Raw genomic sequence first — 17,968 nt, forward strand, 5'->3', positions numbered from 1 at the left:
TTTGCGACACCTTGAAAACATTTACCGCCTGGGCGTGAAGGAAATCTGGAGCCTGATCCGCGATCCCATGATGCTGATCCTGATCCTCTACACGTTTACCCTGGCCATCTACGTGGCCGCCACGGCCAAGCCGGAAACCCTGCACATGGCTTCGATCGCCATCGTCGACGAGGATGGCTCGCCCCTGTCCGGGCGCATCGCCTCGGCCTTCTTCCCGCCGCAGTTCACGCCGCCGGCCATGATCAACCAGAGCCAGGTCGACGCGGGCCTCGATGCAGGCCAGTACACCTTCGTGCTGACGATTCCGCCCAAGCTGCAGGCCGACGTGCTGGGCGGACGCCAGGCGGAGCTGCAACTGAACGTGGACGCCACGCGCATGAGCCAGGCCTTCAGCGGCAGCGGCTACATCCAGCAGATCGTTGCCGGCGAGATCTCCGAATTCGCCAAGCGCTACCGGGGCGCAACGGTGTCGCCCGTGGAACTGGTGATGCGCGCGCGCTTCAATCCCTCGCTGAGCCAGGCCTGGTTTGGCTCGCTGATGGAAATCATCAACCAGGTGACGATGCTGTCGATCATCCTGACGGGGGCGGCCCTGATCCGCGAGCGCGAGCACGGCACCATCGAGCATCTGCTGGTGATGCCCGTGACGCCGGCCGAAATCATGCTGGGCAAGGTCTGGTCGATGGGCCTGGTGGTGCTGCTGGCCGCCGCCCTGTCGCTGAACCTGGTGGTGCGCGGCATGCTGCACGTGCCGATCGAGGGCTCCATCGCGCTGTTCCTGTGCGGCGCGGCGCTGCACCTGTTTGCCACCACTTCGATGGGGATTTTCCTCGCCACCGTGGCGCGCAGCATGCCGCAGTTCGGCATGCTGCTGATCCTCGTGCTGCTGCCGCTGCAGATGCTGTCGGGCGGCAGCACGCCGCGCGAAAGCATGCCGCAGCTGGTGCAAAACATCATGCTGATCGCGCCGACCACGCATTTCGTCGAATTGAGCCAGGCGATCCTGTACCGCGGCGCCGGCATCGACGTCGTGTGGAAGCCCTTCCTGGCCCTGCTGGCGATCGGCACGGCCCTGTTCACGTTTGCCCTTGCCCGTTTTCGCAAGACCATTAGCCAGATGGCGTAGACCCCGCGCCGGAATGGTCCGGCGCTTGTTCGCATGAAAAGGATAGCCATGAAAACCGAAGCTGCACCATTTTTCTCCACCGGCGGCCTGCCGTCGCTGGGCATGCTGGGCGACTATGCGCGCGACTCCTGGCAGCGCATCGTGCTGTATGCGGACGTGATGCGCCGCCGCGGCAACCAGTACCAGGAGCACCTGGCCGAGGAAGTGCCGAACGTGCTTGATTTTCCCGCCGAACTGGTGATGTCCGGCCTGGAGCTGGCGCGCCCCGTCAACTACGGCCTGGCGCGCATCCTGACGCCGGACGCGCCGGAACCCGATCCGACGAAGCGGCCGTTCGTCGTCGTCGATCCGCGCGCCGGCCACGGCCCCGGCATCGGCGGCTTCAAGGCGGAAAGCGAGATCGGCGTGGCCCTGCGCGCGGGCCACCCGTGTTATTTCATCGGCTTTTTGCCCGACCCCGTGCCGGGACAGACGGTGGAAGACGTCATGCACGCGGAAGCGCAGTTCCTGGAAAAGGTCATCGCCCTGCATCCGCACAGCGAAGGCAAGCCCGTCGTCATCGGCAATTGCCAGGCGGGCTGGCAAATCCTCATGACGGCGGCCATGCGGCCCGACCTGTTCGGCCCCATCATCGTGGCCGGCGCGCCCGTGTCGTACTGGGCCGGCTGGCATGGCCGCAACCCGATGCGCTACGCGGGCGGCCTGATGGGCGGCAGCTGGGCCACGGCGCTGGCGGGCGACCTGGGCAACGGCCGTTTCGACGGCGCCAGCCTGGTGCAGAATTTCGAGAACCTGAACCCGGCCAACACCCTGTGGACCAAGCAGTACAACCTGTATGCGAACATCGACACGGAAGCGCCGCGCTACCTGGAATTTGAAAAATACTGGGGTGGCCACGTTTTCCTGAACGACGTCGAGATGCAGTACATCGTCGACAATCTGTTCATCGGCAACCGCCTGGCCACGGCCGAACTGATCACCTCGGACGGCGTGCGCCTGGACCTGCGCAATATCCGCTCGCCCATCGTCGTGTTCTGCTCGAACGGCGACAACATCACGCCGCCGCCGCAGGCGCTGGGCTGGATCACGGACCTGTACCGCGACGACACCGACGTGCTGATGCACGACCAGACCATCGTGTATGCCGTGCATGACAGCATCGGCCACCTGGGCATTTTCGTCTCGGCCAAGGTGGGGCGCAAGGAGCACCAGAAATTCGCCAGCAATATCGACCTGATCAACCTGCTGCCGGCCGGCATCTACCAGGCGCTGATCGTCGACAAGACGCCCGACACGCCGAACGCCGACCTGGCCAGCGGCGACTATGTGCTGCAGGTGGAGCGCCGCAGCATCGAGGACGTGCGCGCCATCGTGCAGCCAAGCGTGGAAAACGACCGCAAGTTCGCCGCCGCCGCGCGCGTCTCCGAAGTCAACCTGGCCTTGTACCGCACCTTCGCGCAGCCGTGGGTGCGCGCCATGGTGACGCCGCAGACGGCGCGCTTCCTGCAGCTGTCGCACCCGCTGCGCGTGTCGTACGAGCGCTGGACCGACCATAATCCGCTGGCCAGGCTGGTGGCGAAAGAGGCGGAAAAAGTGCGCGCGCAGCGCCAGCCGGTGGCGCCCGACAATCCGCTGCTGGCCATGCAGGAGGCGGTTTCCGGCGCCATCACGGCGGGCTTGAACAGCTGGCGCGACTGGCGCGACAGCATGCAGGAAGCCACCTTCGACATGGTGTACGGCTCGCCGCTGGTGCAGGCGCTGACGGGTCAAAGTCCCGGCGACGCCAATCCGCCGCGCCCCCACCCCGGCATCTCGCCCGAGCATTGCGAATACGTGCGCTGCGAAACGCGCAAGATGGACGAAGACATGGAAAGGGGCGGCCTGGTGGAAGCGGCCGTGCGCGCGCTGTTCTATATCTACCGCTTCCGCATGATCGCCGATGAACGCCGTGTCAACCTGGCGCTGAAACTGATCAAGCCGCAGTACCGGCAGGATGTCAGCATGGAGGAATTCCGCCATATCGTGCGCCAGCAGGCGCGCCTGATGATGCATGATTTCGACGCCGCCGTCGCCGCCTTGCCAACCTTGCTGTCGCGCGCCGACCCGGAATCCATCCACGCGCTGGCCGAATGGCTGCAGCAGGTGCTGCTGGTGCCCGACGCGCCGACGCCGGACGAGGAAGCGAGCCTGCAGCAGATGCTCGATGTCTTCGACCGCGCCGCCAAGGCACAAGGCAAGACGCAGGACAAGCTGCAAAACCAGGCGCAGGCGCCCGCCGTGGCAGAATCGACGCCGGTATCTGCCGCAACGACAAAGCCAAAAGCCAAATCCGCCAAGAACATTACCCCAGCCTAGAAGGCCAAGATGACTACCACCCAAGACGATGATTTGAATATCGTGCGCAACCGCACCTTCGAGCAGATCGCCATCGGCGATACCGCCAGCATCACGCGCACCCTGAGCATGGACGATATCGCCCTGTTCGCGGTGATGTCGGGCGACGACAACCCGCAGCACCTGGACGCGGAATTCGCCGCCTCCAGCCGCTACCAGGGCGTGATCGCGCATGGCATGTGGGGCGCGGCGTTGATTTCGGCCGTGCTGGGCACGCGCCTGCCCGGCGCCGGCACCGTGTACACGGGCCAGACCCTGCGCTTCCTGCAACCCGTGCGGGTGGGCGATACGCTGGCCATCAGCGTCACCGTCACCGGACTCGATGCGCGCAGCCGCCACGTGACCCTGGCCTGCCGCTGCGTCAACCAGCATGGCGCCGTGGTGCTCGATGGCGAAGCGCAGGTGATCGCGCCCGCCGAGCAGATCGAGCGCCAGCGCGCCACCCTGCCCGAAGTGCGCCTGCATAACGGCGACGGCACGCGCCGCCTGCTGGAACACGCGCGCACCCTGGGCCCCATCAAGGTGGCCGTGGTGCACCCGTGCGATGAACTGAGCCTGTCCGGCGCGCTTGACGCCTATGCGGCCGGCCTGATCACGCCCGTGCTGGTGGCGCCGCGCGCGCGCCTGGAAGCCGTGGCGCTGGAAGCGGGACTGAGCCTGGCAGGCATCGCCATCGAAGACGTCGAGCATAGCCATGCGGCTGCCGCGCGCGGCGCCGAACTGGCGGGCAAGGGCGAAGTGGAAGCCATCATGAAAGGCAGCCTGCATACGGATGAACTGATGTCGGCCGTGCTGGTGGCCAGCGCGGGCCTGCGTACCAAGCGCCGCATCAGCCACTGTTTCCTCATGCAGACGCCTGCGTATCCGCGCCCGTTCATCATCACGGACGCCGCCATCAATATCGCGCCGAACCTGGCCATGAAGGCCGACATCGTGCGCAACGCCATCGACCTGGCGCACGTGATCGGCGTGGCCCAGCCGCGCGTGGCCATCCTGGCCGCCGTAGAAACGGTGAACGCGGACATGCCGGCCACCCTGGACGCGGCCGCCCTGTGCAAGATGGCGGACCGTGGCCAGATCACCGGCGCCATCCTCGACGGCCCGCTGGCCTTCGACAACGCCGTCTCGATCGCTGCCGCCACGGTCAAGGGCATCGTCTCCGAGGTGGCGGGGCGCGCCGATATTTTGCTGGTGCCCGACCTGGAAAGCGGCAACATGCTGGCCAAGCAGCTCGAATACATGGGCGACGCGGACAGCGCCGGCATCGTGCTGGGCGCGAAGATCCCCGTCATCCTCACCAGCCGCGCCGACTCGCGCGCCAGCCGCATCGCTTCGTGCGCCATCGCCGTGATGCTGGCCAACCATTACCGGAGCACGCCGCCATGAACGCGCCAGTCCCCCATGCAGACGGCAGCCTGATCCTGGTGCTCAATTGCGGCTCGTCGAGCATCAAGTTCGCCCTGTTCGAGCAGGCCGGCGGCGTGCTGCCGCAGCAGGCCGAATGGAGCGGCAAGGTCGAAGGCATCGGCCGCGAAAGCGCCAGTTACCGCGCCGGCGGCCAGCCGGCGCAGGCCCTGCAGCTGGACGCCGAACAGCCGCACCACGCGGCCCTGGCGCACATCCGCGAAAAGGTCGTCGAACGCCTGGCGGGGCGTCCGCTGCGCGCCGTGGCGCACCGCGTAGTGCATGGCGGCAGCAAGTATTTCGCCCCCGTGCGCATCGATTTTTCCGTGCTGGCCGACCTGAAAAGCTTCGTGCCGCTGGCGCCATTGCACCAGCCGTTCGCCCTGGAGGCGATCGAGGTGCTGCTCGAATCGCGGCCCGACATCGCGCAAGTGGCGTGCTTCGACACGGCCTTTCACCACACGGTGCCGCAGGTCGAGCAGATGCTGGCCTTGCCGTACGATGCGTGGGAGCGGGGCTTGCGCCGCTATGGCTTCCACGGCCTGTCGTATGAATACCAGTCGCTGGTGCTGGAACAGCGTTTTGGTGCTGTCGCGCGCGGCAAGGTCATCGTCGCCCACCTGGGCAGCGGCGCCAGCCTGTGCGCCATGGAGAACCTGCACAGCGTGGCCACCACCATGGGCTTTTCCGCGCTGGACGGTTTGATGATGGGCACGCGCTGCGGTTCGCTCGATCCGGGCGCCGTCATCTACCTGATGGAAATCGAAAAACTGTCGCTGGAAAAAGTGGCGCACGTGCTGTACCACGAATCGGGCCTGCTGGGCGTGTCGGGCGTGTCGGCCGATCCGCCCATCCTGCTGGCGCAGCAGGACCGGCAGGATGCGACGGGCGAGCGCATCCGCGCCGCGCTGGCGCTGTACATCCGCCGCATCGTGCGCGAGATCGGCGCCTTGACGGCCGTGCTGGGCGGGCTGGACATGCTGGTGTTTACGGCCGGTATCGGCGAGCACAGCGCGGAGCTGCGCCAGCGCATCTGCGCCGAGCTGGGCTTCATCGGTCCCGTGCTCGACGGCGAGGCGAATGCGCGCAATGCCAGCCGTATTTCCAGCGATGCCAGCCGCATTGTGGTGGGAGTGGAGCCGGCCAACGAGGAGTGGGTGGCCGCGCGCCACGCGGCGCTGGCCGTGGGCGCATGAGTAAAGGACGCGTCGTAGCGGGCTCAAGGGGGAAATTTGCCGAATTGCACATATTTCTCCTTGAGTGCGCTAACGCACTGTGTGGTTTGCGTCTTGTCTTTACTATGAAGTCATGCCATCGAGCTGCTGACAACCACAGCGCGGTGCCTGGCAAATTTGGAACATTTTGCCCGCCTTTAGTAAAAATAAATCGAATCCATATTGAAAGGTCACATCATGAACAAATTACTCGCCACCCTGATCGCTACCCTGTTCGCCACCGCTGCCATCGCGCAAACGGCGCCGGTTACCCCAGCCGTTGCAAGCGCCCAGGCGTCTGCGCAGCATGACATCAACAAGGCTGCCAACAAGGAAGCCAAAGTCGATGCCAAGGCTGATGCCAATGTCGCCAAGGCGGAAATGAAGGCTGACGAAAAGAAAGCCGACGCCCAGCACAAGGCCAACAAAACCAAGGCCAAGGCCCACGACAAAGTGGCTGACGCCGATCCGGAAGACAAAATGAAAGCGGAAGCCAAGGCGGATAAAACCGATGCCAAGGCCGATGCGAAAGCACACAAGGCTGCCGTGAAAGCGAATGCCAAGGTCGCCAAGGAAAAAGTGGAAGCGAACCAGGACAAGGCCATCGCCGCCACCAAGACGGAAGAAGCCAAGGCCAAGGCCGACGCTGAAGTCAAGGCTGCCGCCGCCAAGTAATGCAGCGTTTGCGGGCTGCGGCCCGCGCGCTCGGAAAGACAGCTTCGGCTGTCTTTTTTTTTGCCCATCCCTTTTCCCCGGTGTCGCTTGCCAGTTTTGATCTGGCGCAAATGCTCCTCTTTTCGCCATGCCATAGTGAGTTGGCAAACAGACGAAGGAGACATCATGAGCACTTCCAAAACGAAAAAATCACCGGCCACCGGTTCCGCTGCCGGCATGCCAGCCATGTCTGCGATGCTGCCCATGCCCGTCGAGGGTGATGTGCGGGCGACCGATGGCGATGATGCCATGCCAGGCGCGCGCCAGGGCGTGTCCTACGCCGACCAGGCAGCCGGCGAGGCGGCCGGCGGCATGCAGCAGGAGCCGGCAGCGCCAGGGCCGGCGGGCGGCAGCGGCATGCCGGCGCACGAGGGCGGCGGCATGGGCATGGGCCATGACGGCGAGCGCGGCGCGGGCGGCGGTGGTGGCGGTGGCGGCATGGGCGGCAGCGGTGCCGGCGGGCAGGGCGGCGGCACGCCGCAAGTGCGCACCTGCGCCACGATGGACGTGCACCGCCGCCTGCTGAGCGAAGATCCGGCCTATGCGAGCGTGCGCGACGAAATCGAAAACCTGGCCAGCCTGTACGAGGGCGACGGCAGTATCGCCGGGCGCGCGGGCGTGACGCAGATACCGGTGGTGGTGCACGTGGTGTGGAACACGGCGGCGCAGAATATCTCGGATGCGCAGATCGCCAGCCAGATCGATGTGCTCAACCGCGATTACCGGCGCACGAACGCCGATGTGGGCGGCACGCCGGCGCCATTCCTGCCCTTGACGGCCGATGCGCGCGTGGAATTCGCGCTGGCCACGACCGATCCGAACGGGGCTGCCAGCAGCGGCATCGAGCGGCGCCAGACGACGGTGACCTCGTTTGGCGCCGACGATGCCGTCAAGTCGCAGGCCACGGGCGGCATGAATGCCTGGCCCGCCGACACTTACCTGAATATCTGGGTCTGCCAGCTGGGCGGCGGCTTGCTCGGCTACGCGCAATTTCCCGGCGGCCCGGCTGCCACCGACGGCGTGGTGATCCTGCAATCGGCCTTCGGCACCATCGGCACGGCCGCGCCGCCCTTCCACCTGGGACGCACGGCCACGCATGAAATCGGCCACTGGCTGAACCTGAACCACATCTGGGGCGATGATGGCACGGGATGCACGGGCACGGACAACGTGGCCGACACGCCGAACCAGGGCGGGCCGAATACGGGACAGCCATCGTTTCCGCACGTTTCCTGCAGCAATGGGCCGAACGGCGACATGTTCATGAATTACATGGATTACGTCGACGATCCCGCCATGTTCATGTTTACCGCAGGCCAGGTGGCGCGCATGCAGGCGTGCCTCGACGGTCCGCGGGCCAGCATCGGCACGGCGGGCGGCGGCGGGGGCGGCGGCGCCACGCCGCGCCAGAGTTCCTCGCCCGTGGTGGCGTGGGGCGCGAACCGCCTCGACGTCTTCGTGCTGGGCACCGACCGCGCGCTGTACCACAAGGCGTGGAATGGCACGGCCTGGGCACCGTCCATCACCGGTTATGAGGCACAGGGCGGCATCGGCACCAGCGCGCCGCAAGTGGTGTCGTGGGCGCCGAACCGGCTCGATGTCTTCATCACGGGCACGGACAGCGGCCTGTTCCACAAATGGTGGAACGGCACGGCCTGGGGACCGTCGTTGACGGGCTATGAAGCCTTGGGCGGCCTGTGCGTGGGCGATCCGCGCGCCGTGGCCTGGGGGCCGAACCGGCTCGACGTGTTTGTCGTCGGCACGGACCGCGCCCTGTATCACAAGTGGTGGAACGGCGCCGCCTGGGGACCGTCATTGACGGGCTATGAAGCCATGGGCGGCATCTGCCTGGGCCAGCCCGAGGCCGTGGCGTGGGGGCCGAACCGCCTCGACGTCTTCGTTGTCGGCTCCGACCGCGCGCTGTACCACAAGTGGTGGAACGGCACGGCCTGGGGGCCGTCGCTGACGGGCTATGAACGGCTGGGCGGCATCTGCACCTCGTCGCCGAAGGCCGTGGCGTGGGGGCCGAACCGTCTCGACGTGTTTGTCACCGGCACCGATGGCGCGCTGTACCACAAGTGGTGGGACGGGGCGAAGTGGGGACCGTCCAACGATGGCTTCGAGCGCCTGGGCGGCATCTGCGTGGGCGAGGTGGAAGCCGTGTCGTGGGCGCCCAACCGGCTCGACGTGTTCGTTATCGGCACGGACAGCGCCCTGTACCACAAGGCGTGGAATGGCACGGCCTGGTCGCCATCGCTGACGGGTTTTGAAAGCCTGGGCGGCATCTGTACTTCGCGTCCACGGGCCACGGCGTGGGCGGCAAACCGCCTCGACGTGTTTGTCACGGGGACAAATGGCGCCCTGTTCCACAAGGCGTGGAACGGCACTGCCTGGTCGCCGTCCGTCAGCGGCTATGAAAGCCTGGACGGCGTGGTATCGTGTTTCTGACGGAGGGGGGAGAGCAATGAGCATGCATGGCATGACAGGCACGCTGCCCAGCGGCAGCTGGACGCATTCGTTCGAGGAGGATGCGGATGGCATCGAGGTGTACCGGCCCACGGCCACGTTCCCCTTTCCACCCAGCCGCAAGGGGCGCAAGGTGCTGGAATTCGGTGCGGGCAGCGGCGGCCAGGACGGCGCCGGCGCCACCCTGACGTCGATGGCGCCCGGCCCCGACGACCGTCCCCGTGCCGGGGCTGCCGCGCCATTGCAGCCGCTGGGCATGGGACGCTATGCCCTGGCCGGTTCCTTGGCGGCGCCGCAGGACGTGATTGAAATCGTCGAAGCGACGCCGGAAATCCTGCGACTGGCGCGGCACCAGGGGAATCAACGCTAGCACGCCGTGCCGGCCAGGCGAAAAAAAAGACAGGCACGCCTGTCTTTTTTGTTTTATGCAGGCACTGTTCAGCCGATGGCCGCCATCGACACGGGTTTGAGCTTGGCCGCCAGCTGCTTGCCCTTGCGCGCGCGCTTGCCGAAATGGTCAGCCAGGGCGGTGGCGCCCAGCGATGCATCCTGCGGTTTCGACGCCCGGCCGATGCCCGAGACCACCACGCCGCGCTGCGTGATCGGCTGCACGGCCAGCAGCTTGTCCTTGCCTTCCAGGTCGATCAGTTTCACGCCCGTGCCGCCTTTGGACAGGGTCTTCATTTCATCGAGGCCGAATACCAGCAGGCGCGCGCCTTGCGTCAGGCAAGCCACGGCGCTGGCCGCGTCCGGGATGACTTTCGGTTCGAGCGGCACGTCGCTATCGTCCAGGGTGATGAAGGCCTTGCCGCCCTTCAGGCGGCTGACCATGTCGCCCGCCTTGGCGATGAAGCCGTAGCCGGCGCTCGACGCGAGCAGCAGGCTGGTGGCGCCATTGCCCGCAAAATAGTGCAGGATGCGCACGGCATTGCCCGGCGTGCCGCCGCTCAGGTCGCACAAGGTGGTGATCGGCACGCCGTCGCCGCGCGCGTTGGGCAGGGCCGAGACGGGCACCGAGTAAATCCTGCCGTTGTTGCCAAAGCCCAGCAAGGTGTCGACCGTGCGGCACTCGAAGGCACCATGCAGGGAATCGCCCGCCTTGAAGGTGAACTGCGCCGCATCGTGGCCGATGCCCGTGCGCGCGCGCACCCAGCCTTTTTCCGAAATGATGACGGTGACGGGTTCGTCGACCACCTTCTGTTCGGCCACGGCTTTCTGCGCTTCCTCGATCAGGGTGCGGCGCGCGTCGCCGAACTGCTTGGCGTCCGCCTCGATTTCGCGGATGATGGCGCGCTTCATCGAACCCGGGTTGTCGAGCAGATCCTGCAGCGACTTTTCTTCCTTGCGCAGCTCGGCCAGCTCCTGCTGGATCTTGATGGTTTCCAGGCGCGCCAGCTGGCGCAAACGGATTTCCAGGATATCGTCGGCCTGGCGCTCGGACAGCTTGAACGCCTCGATCAGGGCCGCTTTCGGCTCGTCCGAATTGCGGATGATCTGGATCACCTTGTCGATATTGAGCAGTATCGCTTCGCGCCCTTCCAGGATATGGATGCGGTCCTTGACCTTGCCCAGCTTGTAGCCGGTGCGGCGGGTGACTGTGGCGAAGCGGAAATCGATCCATTCGCGCAGGATGTCGCCCAGGCCCTTCTGGCGCGGACGGCCATCGCCGCCGATCATCACCAGGTTGATCGAGGTCGACGATTCCAGCGAGGTATGCGCCAGCAGCATCAGCATGAATTCCGTCTGGTCCTGGTTCTTCGATTTCGGCTCGAACACCAGGCGCACGGGCGCGGCGCGGCCCGATTCGTCGCGGATGGTGTCGAGCGAGTTGAGGATCAGCGCCTTCAGGGCCACCTGTTCCGGCGACAGCGCCTTCTTGCCCAGCTTGATCTTCGGATTCGTCAGTTCTTCGATTTCTTCCAGTACCTTTTGCGACGAGGTGCCGGGCGGCAGTTCCGTGACGACGGCTTGCCACTGGCCGCGCGCCAGTTCCTCGATCTTCCAGCGCGCGCGCACTTTCATGCTGCCACGGCCGCTCGCGTACATGTCCTGGATCTGCGCAGGCGGCGTGATGATCTGGCCGCCGCCGGGGAAGTCCGGGCCGGGCATAATGGCCATCAGTTCGGCGTGCGTGATCTTCGGATCACGGATCATGGCGACGGCTGCCTTGGCCACTTCCGCCAGGTTGTGCGACGGGATTTCCGTCGCCAGGCCGACGGCGATGCCGGAGGCGCCGTTCAGCAGCACCATCGGCAGGCGCGCCGGCAGCAGTTTCGGCTCTTCCGTCGAGCCGTCGTAGTTGGACTGGAAATCCACCGTGCCCATGCCGATTTCATCCATCAGCAGCTTGGCGATCGGCGTCAGGCGCGCTTCCGTGTAACGCATGGCCGCCGCGCCGTCGCCGTCGCGCGAGCCGAAGTTGCCCTGGCCGTCGATCAGCGGGTAGCGCAGCGAGAAATCCTGCGCCATGCGCACCAGCGCGTCGTACACGGACTGGTCGCCGTGCGGATGCAATTTACCCAGCACGTCGCCGACGACGGCTGCCGATTTGCGCGGCTTGGCCGTGGCATTCAATCCCAGCTCGTTCATCGCATACAGGATGCGGCGCTGCACGGGCTTCTGGCCATCGCAGACGTCGGGTAGGGCGCGGCCCTTGACCACGGAAATGGCGTAGTCGAGATAGGCGCGCTCGGCGAAGGTGGACAGGGTCAGCGCTTCGCCGTCGAATACCGGTTCATCCGGCTCGATCGGCTCAGGCTGGGCATCGTCAAATAAATTGGTTTGTGTGGACATGGCGCTTGTTTCAGTATGTAGTAGTGGCGTTTGAATTCTTGGGACTGATTATGACAGCCCGCTTGCTTGTGCGGACCTGCGCTGCTGCAGATACAGGTGACGCACGGTGAAATACAGGACGGACAGTGCCAGCACGGCGCTCAGCTTGACGATGGCCTGGTCCGGCGGACCGCCGAGCCGGCCGGCGAGCAGGAAGGTGGCGGCTGCGGGCGTGATGACCAGCGGCCACGCGGCGCGCCAGTTCAATTCGAACGGCGCAAACAGCATGCCGATGCAGGACCAGACAAACAGCATGGCACCCAGCACATGCGCTGGCGCGGCATGCAGATGCACGGCCAGGAAGGCGATGGCGCAGCCGATCATCCAGGCAGCGCGCAGGCGCGGCAGGGAGCGCGGCTGCCCGCCGCAATCGACATACAGTCCCGCCATCGAGCGCAGTGCCAGCACCTGCACGCAGAACAGCAGCAGGATGCCGTCGCTCATTGCCAGGCCGGTATCGGTCTTGTCCAGCGTGAAAACCATGCTTGCCGCAAAGGCGATCAGGATGCAGGCGAGCAGGCGTCCGCGCAGCAGCGCGTAGTTGGCTTTCGTGGCCAGCAGCGCCGCGATGCACAGTCCCGCCGAGGTGGCGATGCGCAGCGGAGCTTCCGGCTCGGGGATGAACAGCAGCAGGGCCAGGCACAGGAAGGGCAGCAGCCAGCCCAATTGCTCCAGGCCCGGCTGCCTGCGCAGCACCGGCAGGCAGGCGTGCAGTTCCTCGCCGAGGGACGCCAGCCATGCATGGACGGGCGCCGGCTTTTGCCATGCGTTCATGGCCAGCAGCAGGAATGCCAGCGCCTGGAAGCCCAGCAGGCTGGCATAGGCGCCGATGTCGCCCAGCTTGACGCCGGCGGAATCGAGCACGCCGGAAAGCATGAAATGCAGCGCGAAGCCAAGGCCGCACGAGGCGAGCGCCGTCTGCTTGAAGTAGCGCCTGGAAAAGACGGCGTGTTCCCACTGTTCGAACAATGCCGTATCGAGCTTGTAGGCCAGCATTTCGCCATGCTGCCAGCGTATGGCCTGCAGCAGCTCGCGCAGCTGCTGGTTGAATTTTTGATCGAACAGCTGGCGCGCGTAGGCCGATGGCGATTGCTGCGACATGATGCAGTCCAGGCCAGGATAGCTGTCGCGGTTGTCGCTGAAATGGGCAAACGAGCGGTCTGCCCGGTAGCGCTGCACGGCGCTGCGCACCAGGTCCGCGTGGCTGCGCGCCAGATAGGAAAAATCGTGCTCCCAGCCCAGTTGTTCGAACAGGGCCTGGCGCAGCGCCAGGTCATAGCCGGCGCTGGCGCAGTAGCGCAACGCGCACAGGTCGAACTCCTCGCGCACGTCGAGGTTCAGCAAGGCGTCGTCCTGCAGCACGCGGGCCAGCACCTCGCTGGCATCCGCGTGCCGCGCCAGCGCGAGACAGCCTTGCCACAGATGGTCCGCTTCCTGCGCCGGGTCGATGGCGACCACGCCCCATTGCTCCGGCGGCGGTGCCTGTTCCTGTGCGATGACGCCCCACTTCTCCGCTGGCGCCTCCTGCGACTCTTGCGCTTCCTGCGCCGCATCGGCGATGACGCCCCATAGTTCGGCCGGCGCCGCTGGCGCGGCCTCGGCCTGCGCATCTGGCGCCGCTGCTGGAAGCGCCTCGGCTTCGTCCACAGTCGCTGCGCTTTCGCGTTCTTCCGCTCCTTGCCCCTGTTGCTGCAGTTCGGCGGCGATCAGGTGCGCGTGGCGCAGCGCATACTCATACGCATCGCGCAGTTCCTGGAAGGCGGCCGGGTCGTCCTCGGGACGCGTCACTTTCAGGCGTTTCGCATACGCGCGCTTGAGCGCTCGCTCGTCGCCCGTCGGTTCCGTGCCCAGGATATCCCACAGGCCGCGCGTCGCGTTGTGCATGCCGCCGTCCATTTACAGGAAACTCTCGCTTTCGACGTGTCGCAGCGCGTCATCCAGCGCCTGGCGCGCCTTGCGGATGATGGCGGGGTCCTGCGACTCGAGCGCGGCCTGGAAATTGGCCGTATGCGCGGCCAGGTACTGGCGCACGTCGCCCAGCGACTGTTCGTACAGGCGGTCGGCGCGCGAAATCAGGGTACGGTTTTCCATCTGTTCGCGCGGGTGGATCTTCAAATCCGCCAGTTCCGCAAAGCGCTGCTCGATCTGCTCGGCCGTCATCACGCCGGCATTGTCGCTGATGATCATCTTGTGCTTTTCCTGCGTGGCCAGCACCGTCACTTCCGCTTCCAGCACGCCGCTGATGTCATAGGTGAAGCGCACGTCGATGCCGATCTCGCCCGCCTTTTTCGCGGGAATCGGGAAGCTGATCTTGCCCAGGAAGACATTGTCGGCCACCAGGCGCGACTCGCCCTGGAAGATCGCCACGTTGATTTCCTTCTGGTTGTCGTGGATGGTGATGATATTTTCCGTGCGCGAGACGGGCACCACGGAATTGCGCTCGATGATGGGCAGGTAGTGGCCGCCTTCATACTGGTTCGGGCCGATCTGGCGCGAAATCGAAATGCCCAGCGAATACGGCGCCACGTCCGTCATGACGACTTCGTCGAGGGCGGCGTCGCGCATTTTCAGGCCCGCCTGCACGGCGGCGCCCAGCGCCACCGCTTCGTCCGGGTCCAGGTGGATGGCGGGGAAGCGGCCGAACATGCGCGAGACCAGCTTGCGCACCAGCGGCATGCGCGTGGCGCCGCCGGCCAGCACCACTTCATCGAGTTCCGCCGCGCGGATGGTGGCGTCGCGCAGCGCCCGTTCCACGGGCAGGCGCAGGCGCGCCAGCAGCGGTTCGCACAATTGCGCCAGCCTGTCTTCGTTGATCTCCCAGCTGTATTCCTGCTCCAGGTAGCGCGTGGCCATGCGCGCGGCTGGCTGGTCCGACAGCAGGCGCTTGGCGCGTTCCGCCTCGTCGCGCAGCAACTGCTGCTGGCGCGGGTCGAGTAGGCGGCTGCCGACGGCGCCGCGCAAGCCGCTGCCTTCCATGAAGGCGTCGACCAGCAGCGTGACGAAGTCTTCGCCCCCTAAAAAATTGTCGCCGGCCGAGGCGCGCACTTCCATCACGCCCTCGAACAGCTCCAGGATCGACACGTCGAAGGTGCCGCCGCCCAGGTCGAAGACGAGGAATTTGCTTTCCTGTTCCTTGTCGCGGATGCCGTAGGCCAGCGCGGCGGCCGTCGGCTCGTTCAGCAGGCGTTCGACGCGCAAGCCCGCCAGCTGGCCGGCGATGCGCGTGGCTTTGCGCTGCGCATCGCTGAAATACGCGGGCACGGTGATGATGGCTTCCTCGACCTTGTGCCCCAAAAAGGCTTCGGCATCTTCCTTCAGCGCGCGCAGCACCATCGACGACAGTTCTTCCGGACGGAATTGCTGCGTGCCGAGGGTGATTTTCTTTTCGCTGCCCATGTAGCGCTTGAAGACGGCCGCCGTCAGCTGCGGGTGCGTCTGCAGGCGCTCGCGCGCGGCGCGGCCCACCAGCACGGTGCCATCGTCATCGATGCTCACGCACGACGGCGTCAGGTGCTCGCCCAGGGCGTTCGGGATGATGCTCGCCTTGCCGTCGCGCCAGATGGCGGCCAGGCTGTTGGTGGTGCCAAGGTCGATGCCGATGATCATCAGATATCCGCCTCCGCCTCATTGCCGTGTTCCTCGATCCAGGCGCGGCGGCCAGCCGCCTCGCCCTTGCCCATCAGCATATTGAAGCGGGCGGCGGACGTCATGTGGTCGATTTCGCCCAGGGTCACGGGCAGCAAGCGGCGCGTGTCCGGGTTCATCGTCGTTTCCCACAGCTGTTCCGCGTTCATTTCGCCCAGGCCCTTGAAGCGCGAGATGGACCAGGCGCCCTGTTTCACGCCTTCCTTGCGCAGCTTGTCCTCGATGGCCAGCAGTTCGCCGTCGTCGAGCGCGTAGATCTTCTGCATCGGCTTCTTGCCGCGCGCGGGCGCGTCGACGCGGTACAGGGGCGGACGGGCGATGCAGATATGGCCCTTGTTGATCAGCGCGGGGAAGTGCTTGAAGAACAAGGTCAGCAGCAGCACCTGGATGTGCGAGCCGTCCACGTCCGCATCGGACAGGATGCAGATCTTGCCATAACGCAGGCCGGACAGGTCGGGCGTGTCGCCGATGCCGTGCGGGTCGACGCCGATGGCCACGGCGATATCGTGGATCTCGTTATTTGCGAACAGGCGGTCGCGGTCCGTTTCCCATGAGTTCAGCACCTTGCCGCGCAGGGGCAGAATCGCCTGGAATTCCTTGTCGCGGCCCATCTTGGCCGAACCGCCCGCCGAGTCGCCCTCGACGAGGAACAGTTCATTGCGCGTGATGTCCGACGATTCGCAGTCCGTCAGCTTGCCCGGCAAGACGGCCACGCCCGAGGATTTTTTCTTTTCCACTTTTTGCAGCGAACGCTGGCGCGACTGCGCCTGCTTGATCACCAGATCGGCCAGCTTCTTGCCGTAGTCGACGTGCTGGTTCAGCCACAGTTCCAGCGGCGGCTTGGTGAAGGTCGAGACCAGGCGCACGGCGTCGCGCGAGTTCAGGCGCTCCTTGATCTGGCCCTGGAATTGCGGGTCCAGCACTTTCGCCGACAGCACGAAGGAGGCGCGCGCGAACACGTCTTCCGGCAGCAGCTTCACGCCTTTGGGCAGCAGCGAGTGCATTTCGACGAAGTTTTTCACGGCGCCGAACAGGCCGTCGCGCAAGCCCGATTCGTGCGTGCCGCCATTCGAGGTGGGGATCAGGTTGACATACGATTCGCGCACGATGGCGCCTTCTTCCGTCCAGGCCACGACCCATGCCGCGCCTTCGCCTTCGGCAAAGCCTTCCGAGTCTGGCCCCGCATATTGGGCGCCTTCGAACAGGGGAATCAGGGTTTCGCCATTCGATACCTGCGCCAGCGTTTCGGTCAGGTAGCCGCGCAAGCCTTCCGCGTACTGCCAGGTCTGGGTATCGCCCGTCTTGGCATTCGTCAGGGTGACGGTGACGCCGGGCAGCAGCACGGCTTTCGAGCGCAGCAGGCGCTGCAGCTCGGTTTGCGAAATGTTGGGCGAATCAAAATACTTCGGATCGGGCCAGGCGGTGACGCGCGTGCCGGACTTCTTGCCGTCGCGCGGGGCAGGGCGGGAATTCAGGGGCTCGATCACGTCGCCGTTGGCAAACACCATGTGATGCAAGCCGTTGCCGTCGCTTTCCTTGCGCCAGACGGTGATTTCCAGGCGCGAGGACAGCGCATTGGTGACGGACACGCCGACGCCGTGCAAGCCGCCCGAGAACGCGTAGGCGCCGCCGGAACCCTTGTCGAACTTGCCGCCCGCGTGCAGCCGCGTAAACACGATTTCCACCGTCGGCACGCCTTCTTCCGGGTGCAGGCCGACGGGAATGCCGCGGCCATTGTCTTCGACGGTGATGCTGCCATCCGTGTTTTGCGTGACGGCGATATGCGTGCAATGACCGCCCAGCGCCTCGTCGGAGGCATTGTCGATCACTTCCTGAATGATATGCAGCGGATTTTCAGTGCGGGTGTACATCCCCGGGCGCTGCTTGACGGGTTCCAGTCCTTTCAGGACACGGATGGATGATTCGCTGTAGTCAGATGCTGGTTTTTTAGTGGCCATACGTGTTCAAGCTAAATAAAGACTAGGGTTGGAACGCCAGGCCGGGGCACTGCGCGGCGCAGTGACAGCGGCGGCGATAACTGTATGAATATACAGTATATCCCGTCCAGCGTCACTGTGGGAGGGCAGTGCGGCAGGCTAGGCGTCCTTGTGCGGACGCTCGCGCATTCTATCTTGTCCCGCGAGCAATAGCGCTACTCCAGGGCAACAACGGT

General features: G+C 65.5%; 11 protein-coding genes. 7 read left to right on the top strand and 4 right to left on the bottom strand.

What is annotated here, in order from left to right; genetic code table 11:
* Position 1: 1 nt before the first annotated feature.
* The 7 genes from ACZ92H_RS09560 (at position 2) to ACZ92H_RS09590 (ending at position 9,688) form a co-directional block, all read left to right on the top strand.
* Entirely contained in the window at positions 2–1,126 is a 1,125-nt protein-coding gene (locus tag ACZ92H_RS09560) for an ABC transporter permease (RefSeq protein ID WP_102295099.1), read from the top strand.
* A 48-nt stretch (positions 1,127–1,174) separates the two neighbouring features.
* Complete coding sequence (locus ACZ92H_RS09565) at positions 1,175–3,481, top strand: DUF3141 domain-containing protein (RefSeq protein WP_465049148.1); 2,307 nt, start codon at positions 1,175–1,177, stop codon at positions 3,479–3,481.
* 9 nt (positions 3,482–3,490) lie between these two features.
* Positions 3,491–4,906 carry a bifunctional enoyl-CoA hydratase/phosphate acetyltransferase gene (locus ACZ92H_RS09570; RefSeq protein ID WP_131373584.1) on the top strand — a complete coding sequence of 472 codons (1,416 nt, stop codon included), beginning with the start codon at positions 3,491–3,493 and terminating at the stop codon, positions 4,904–4,906.
* Entirely contained in the window at positions 4,903–6,120 is a 1,218-nt protein-coding gene (locus ACZ92H_RS09575) for an acetate/propionate family kinase (protein ID WP_131373585.1), read from the top strand. The genes ACZ92H_RS09570 and ACZ92H_RS09575 overlap by 4 nt, the downstream gene beginning before the upstream one ends.
* 216 nt (positions 6,121–6,336) lie before the next feature.
* Entirely contained in the window at positions 6,337–6,813 is a 477-nt protein-coding gene (locus ACZ92H_RS09580) for a hypothetical protein (RefSeq protein WP_131373586.1), read from the top strand.
* 165 nt (positions 6,814–6,978) lie between these two features.
* Complete coding sequence (locus ACZ92H_RS09585; protein WP_465049150.1) at positions 6,979–9,300, top strand: DUF8189 domain-containing protein; 2,322 nt, start codon at positions 6,979–6,981, stop codon at positions 9,298–9,300.
* Between the two features lie 22 nt (positions 9,301–9,322).
* Positions 9,323–9,688, top strand: a complete 366-nt coding sequence (locus ACZ92H_RS09590) for a hypothetical protein (RefSeq protein WP_131373587.1) — start codon at positions 9,323–9,325, stop codon at positions 9,686–9,688.
* A 68-nt stretch (positions 9,689–9,756) separates the two neighbouring features.
* Here ACZ92H_RS09590 and parC read toward each other — a convergent pair whose 3' ends face one another.
* From parC to ACZ92H_RS09610, 4 genes are read right to left on the bottom strand one after another with little or no spacing between them, the layout of a single operon-like run.
* Positions 9,757–12,111 (bottom strand): DNA topoisomerase IV subunit A, encoded by a 2,355-nt coding sequence (gene parC, locus ACZ92H_RS09595; protein ID WP_465049151.1) that lies wholly within the window; start codon positions 12,109–12,111, stop codon positions 9,757–9,759.
* A 48-nt stretch (positions 12,112–12,159) separates the two neighbouring features.
* A complete protein-coding gene (locus ACZ92H_RS09600) occupies positions 12,160–14,034 on the bottom strand; it encodes a hypothetical protein (protein WP_465049152.1) in 1,875 nt (624 codons plus the stop codon).
* Positions 14,035–14,046: 12 nt separating this feature from the next.
* Complete coding sequence (locus ACZ92H_RS09605) at positions 14,047–15,756, bottom strand: molecular chaperone HscC (RefSeq protein WP_131373590.1); 1,710 nt, start codon at positions 15,754–15,756, stop codon at positions 14,047–14,049.
* Positions 15,756–17,753, bottom strand: a complete 1,998-nt coding sequence (locus tag ACZ92H_RS09610) for a DNA topoisomerase IV subunit B (protein ID WP_131373591.1) — start codon at positions 17,751–17,753, stop codon at positions 15,756–15,758. The genes ACZ92H_RS09605 and ACZ92H_RS09610 overlap by 1 nt, the downstream gene beginning before the upstream one ends.
* Between the last annotated feature and the right edge of the window lie 215 nt (positions 17,754–17,968).

The organism is Janthinobacterium foliorum (assembly GCF_978021625.1).

Excerpts from the sequence above, each read along its gene's own strand:
- ACZ92H_RS09570 (WP_131373584.1), top strand. The coding sequence starts at position 3,491 with ATGACTACCACCCAAGACGATGATTTGAATATCGTGCGCAACCGCACC.
- parC (WP_465049151.1), bottom strand. The coding sequence starts at position 12,111 with ATGTCCACACAAACCAATTTATTTGACGATGCCCAGCCTGAGCCGATC.
- ACZ92H_RS09585 (WP_465049150.1), top strand. The coding sequence starts at position 6,979 with ATGAGCACTTCCAAAACGAAAAAATCACCGGCCACCGGTTCCGCTGCC.
- ACZ92H_RS09605 (WP_131373590.1), bottom strand. The coding sequence starts at position 15,756 with ATGATCATCGGCATCGACCTTGGCACCACCAACAGCCTGGCCGCCATC.
- ACZ92H_RS09580 (WP_131373586.1), top strand. The coding sequence starts at position 6,337 with ATGAACAAATTACTCGCCACCCTGATCGCTACCCTGTTCGCCACCGCT.
- ACZ92H_RS09590 (WP_131373587.1), top strand. The coding sequence starts at position 9,323 with ATGCATGGCATGACAGGCACGCTGCCCAGCGGCAGCTGGACGCATTCG.
- ACZ92H_RS09565 (WP_465049148.1), top strand. The coding sequence starts at position 1,175 with ATGAAAACCGAAGCTGCACCATTTTTCTCCACCGGCGGCCTGCCGTCG.
- ACZ92H_RS09575 (WP_131373585.1), top strand. The coding sequence starts at position 4,903 with ATGAACGCGCCAGTCCCCCATGCAGACGGCAGCCTGATCCTGGTGCTC.
- ACZ92H_RS09610 (WP_131373591.1), bottom strand. The coding sequence starts at position 17,753 with ATGGCCACTAAAAAACCAGCATCTGACTACAGCGAATCATCCATCCGT.
- ACZ92H_RS09600 (WP_465049152.1), bottom strand. The coding sequence starts at position 14,034 with ATGCACAACGCGACGCGCGGCCTGTGGGATATCCTGGGCACGGAACCG.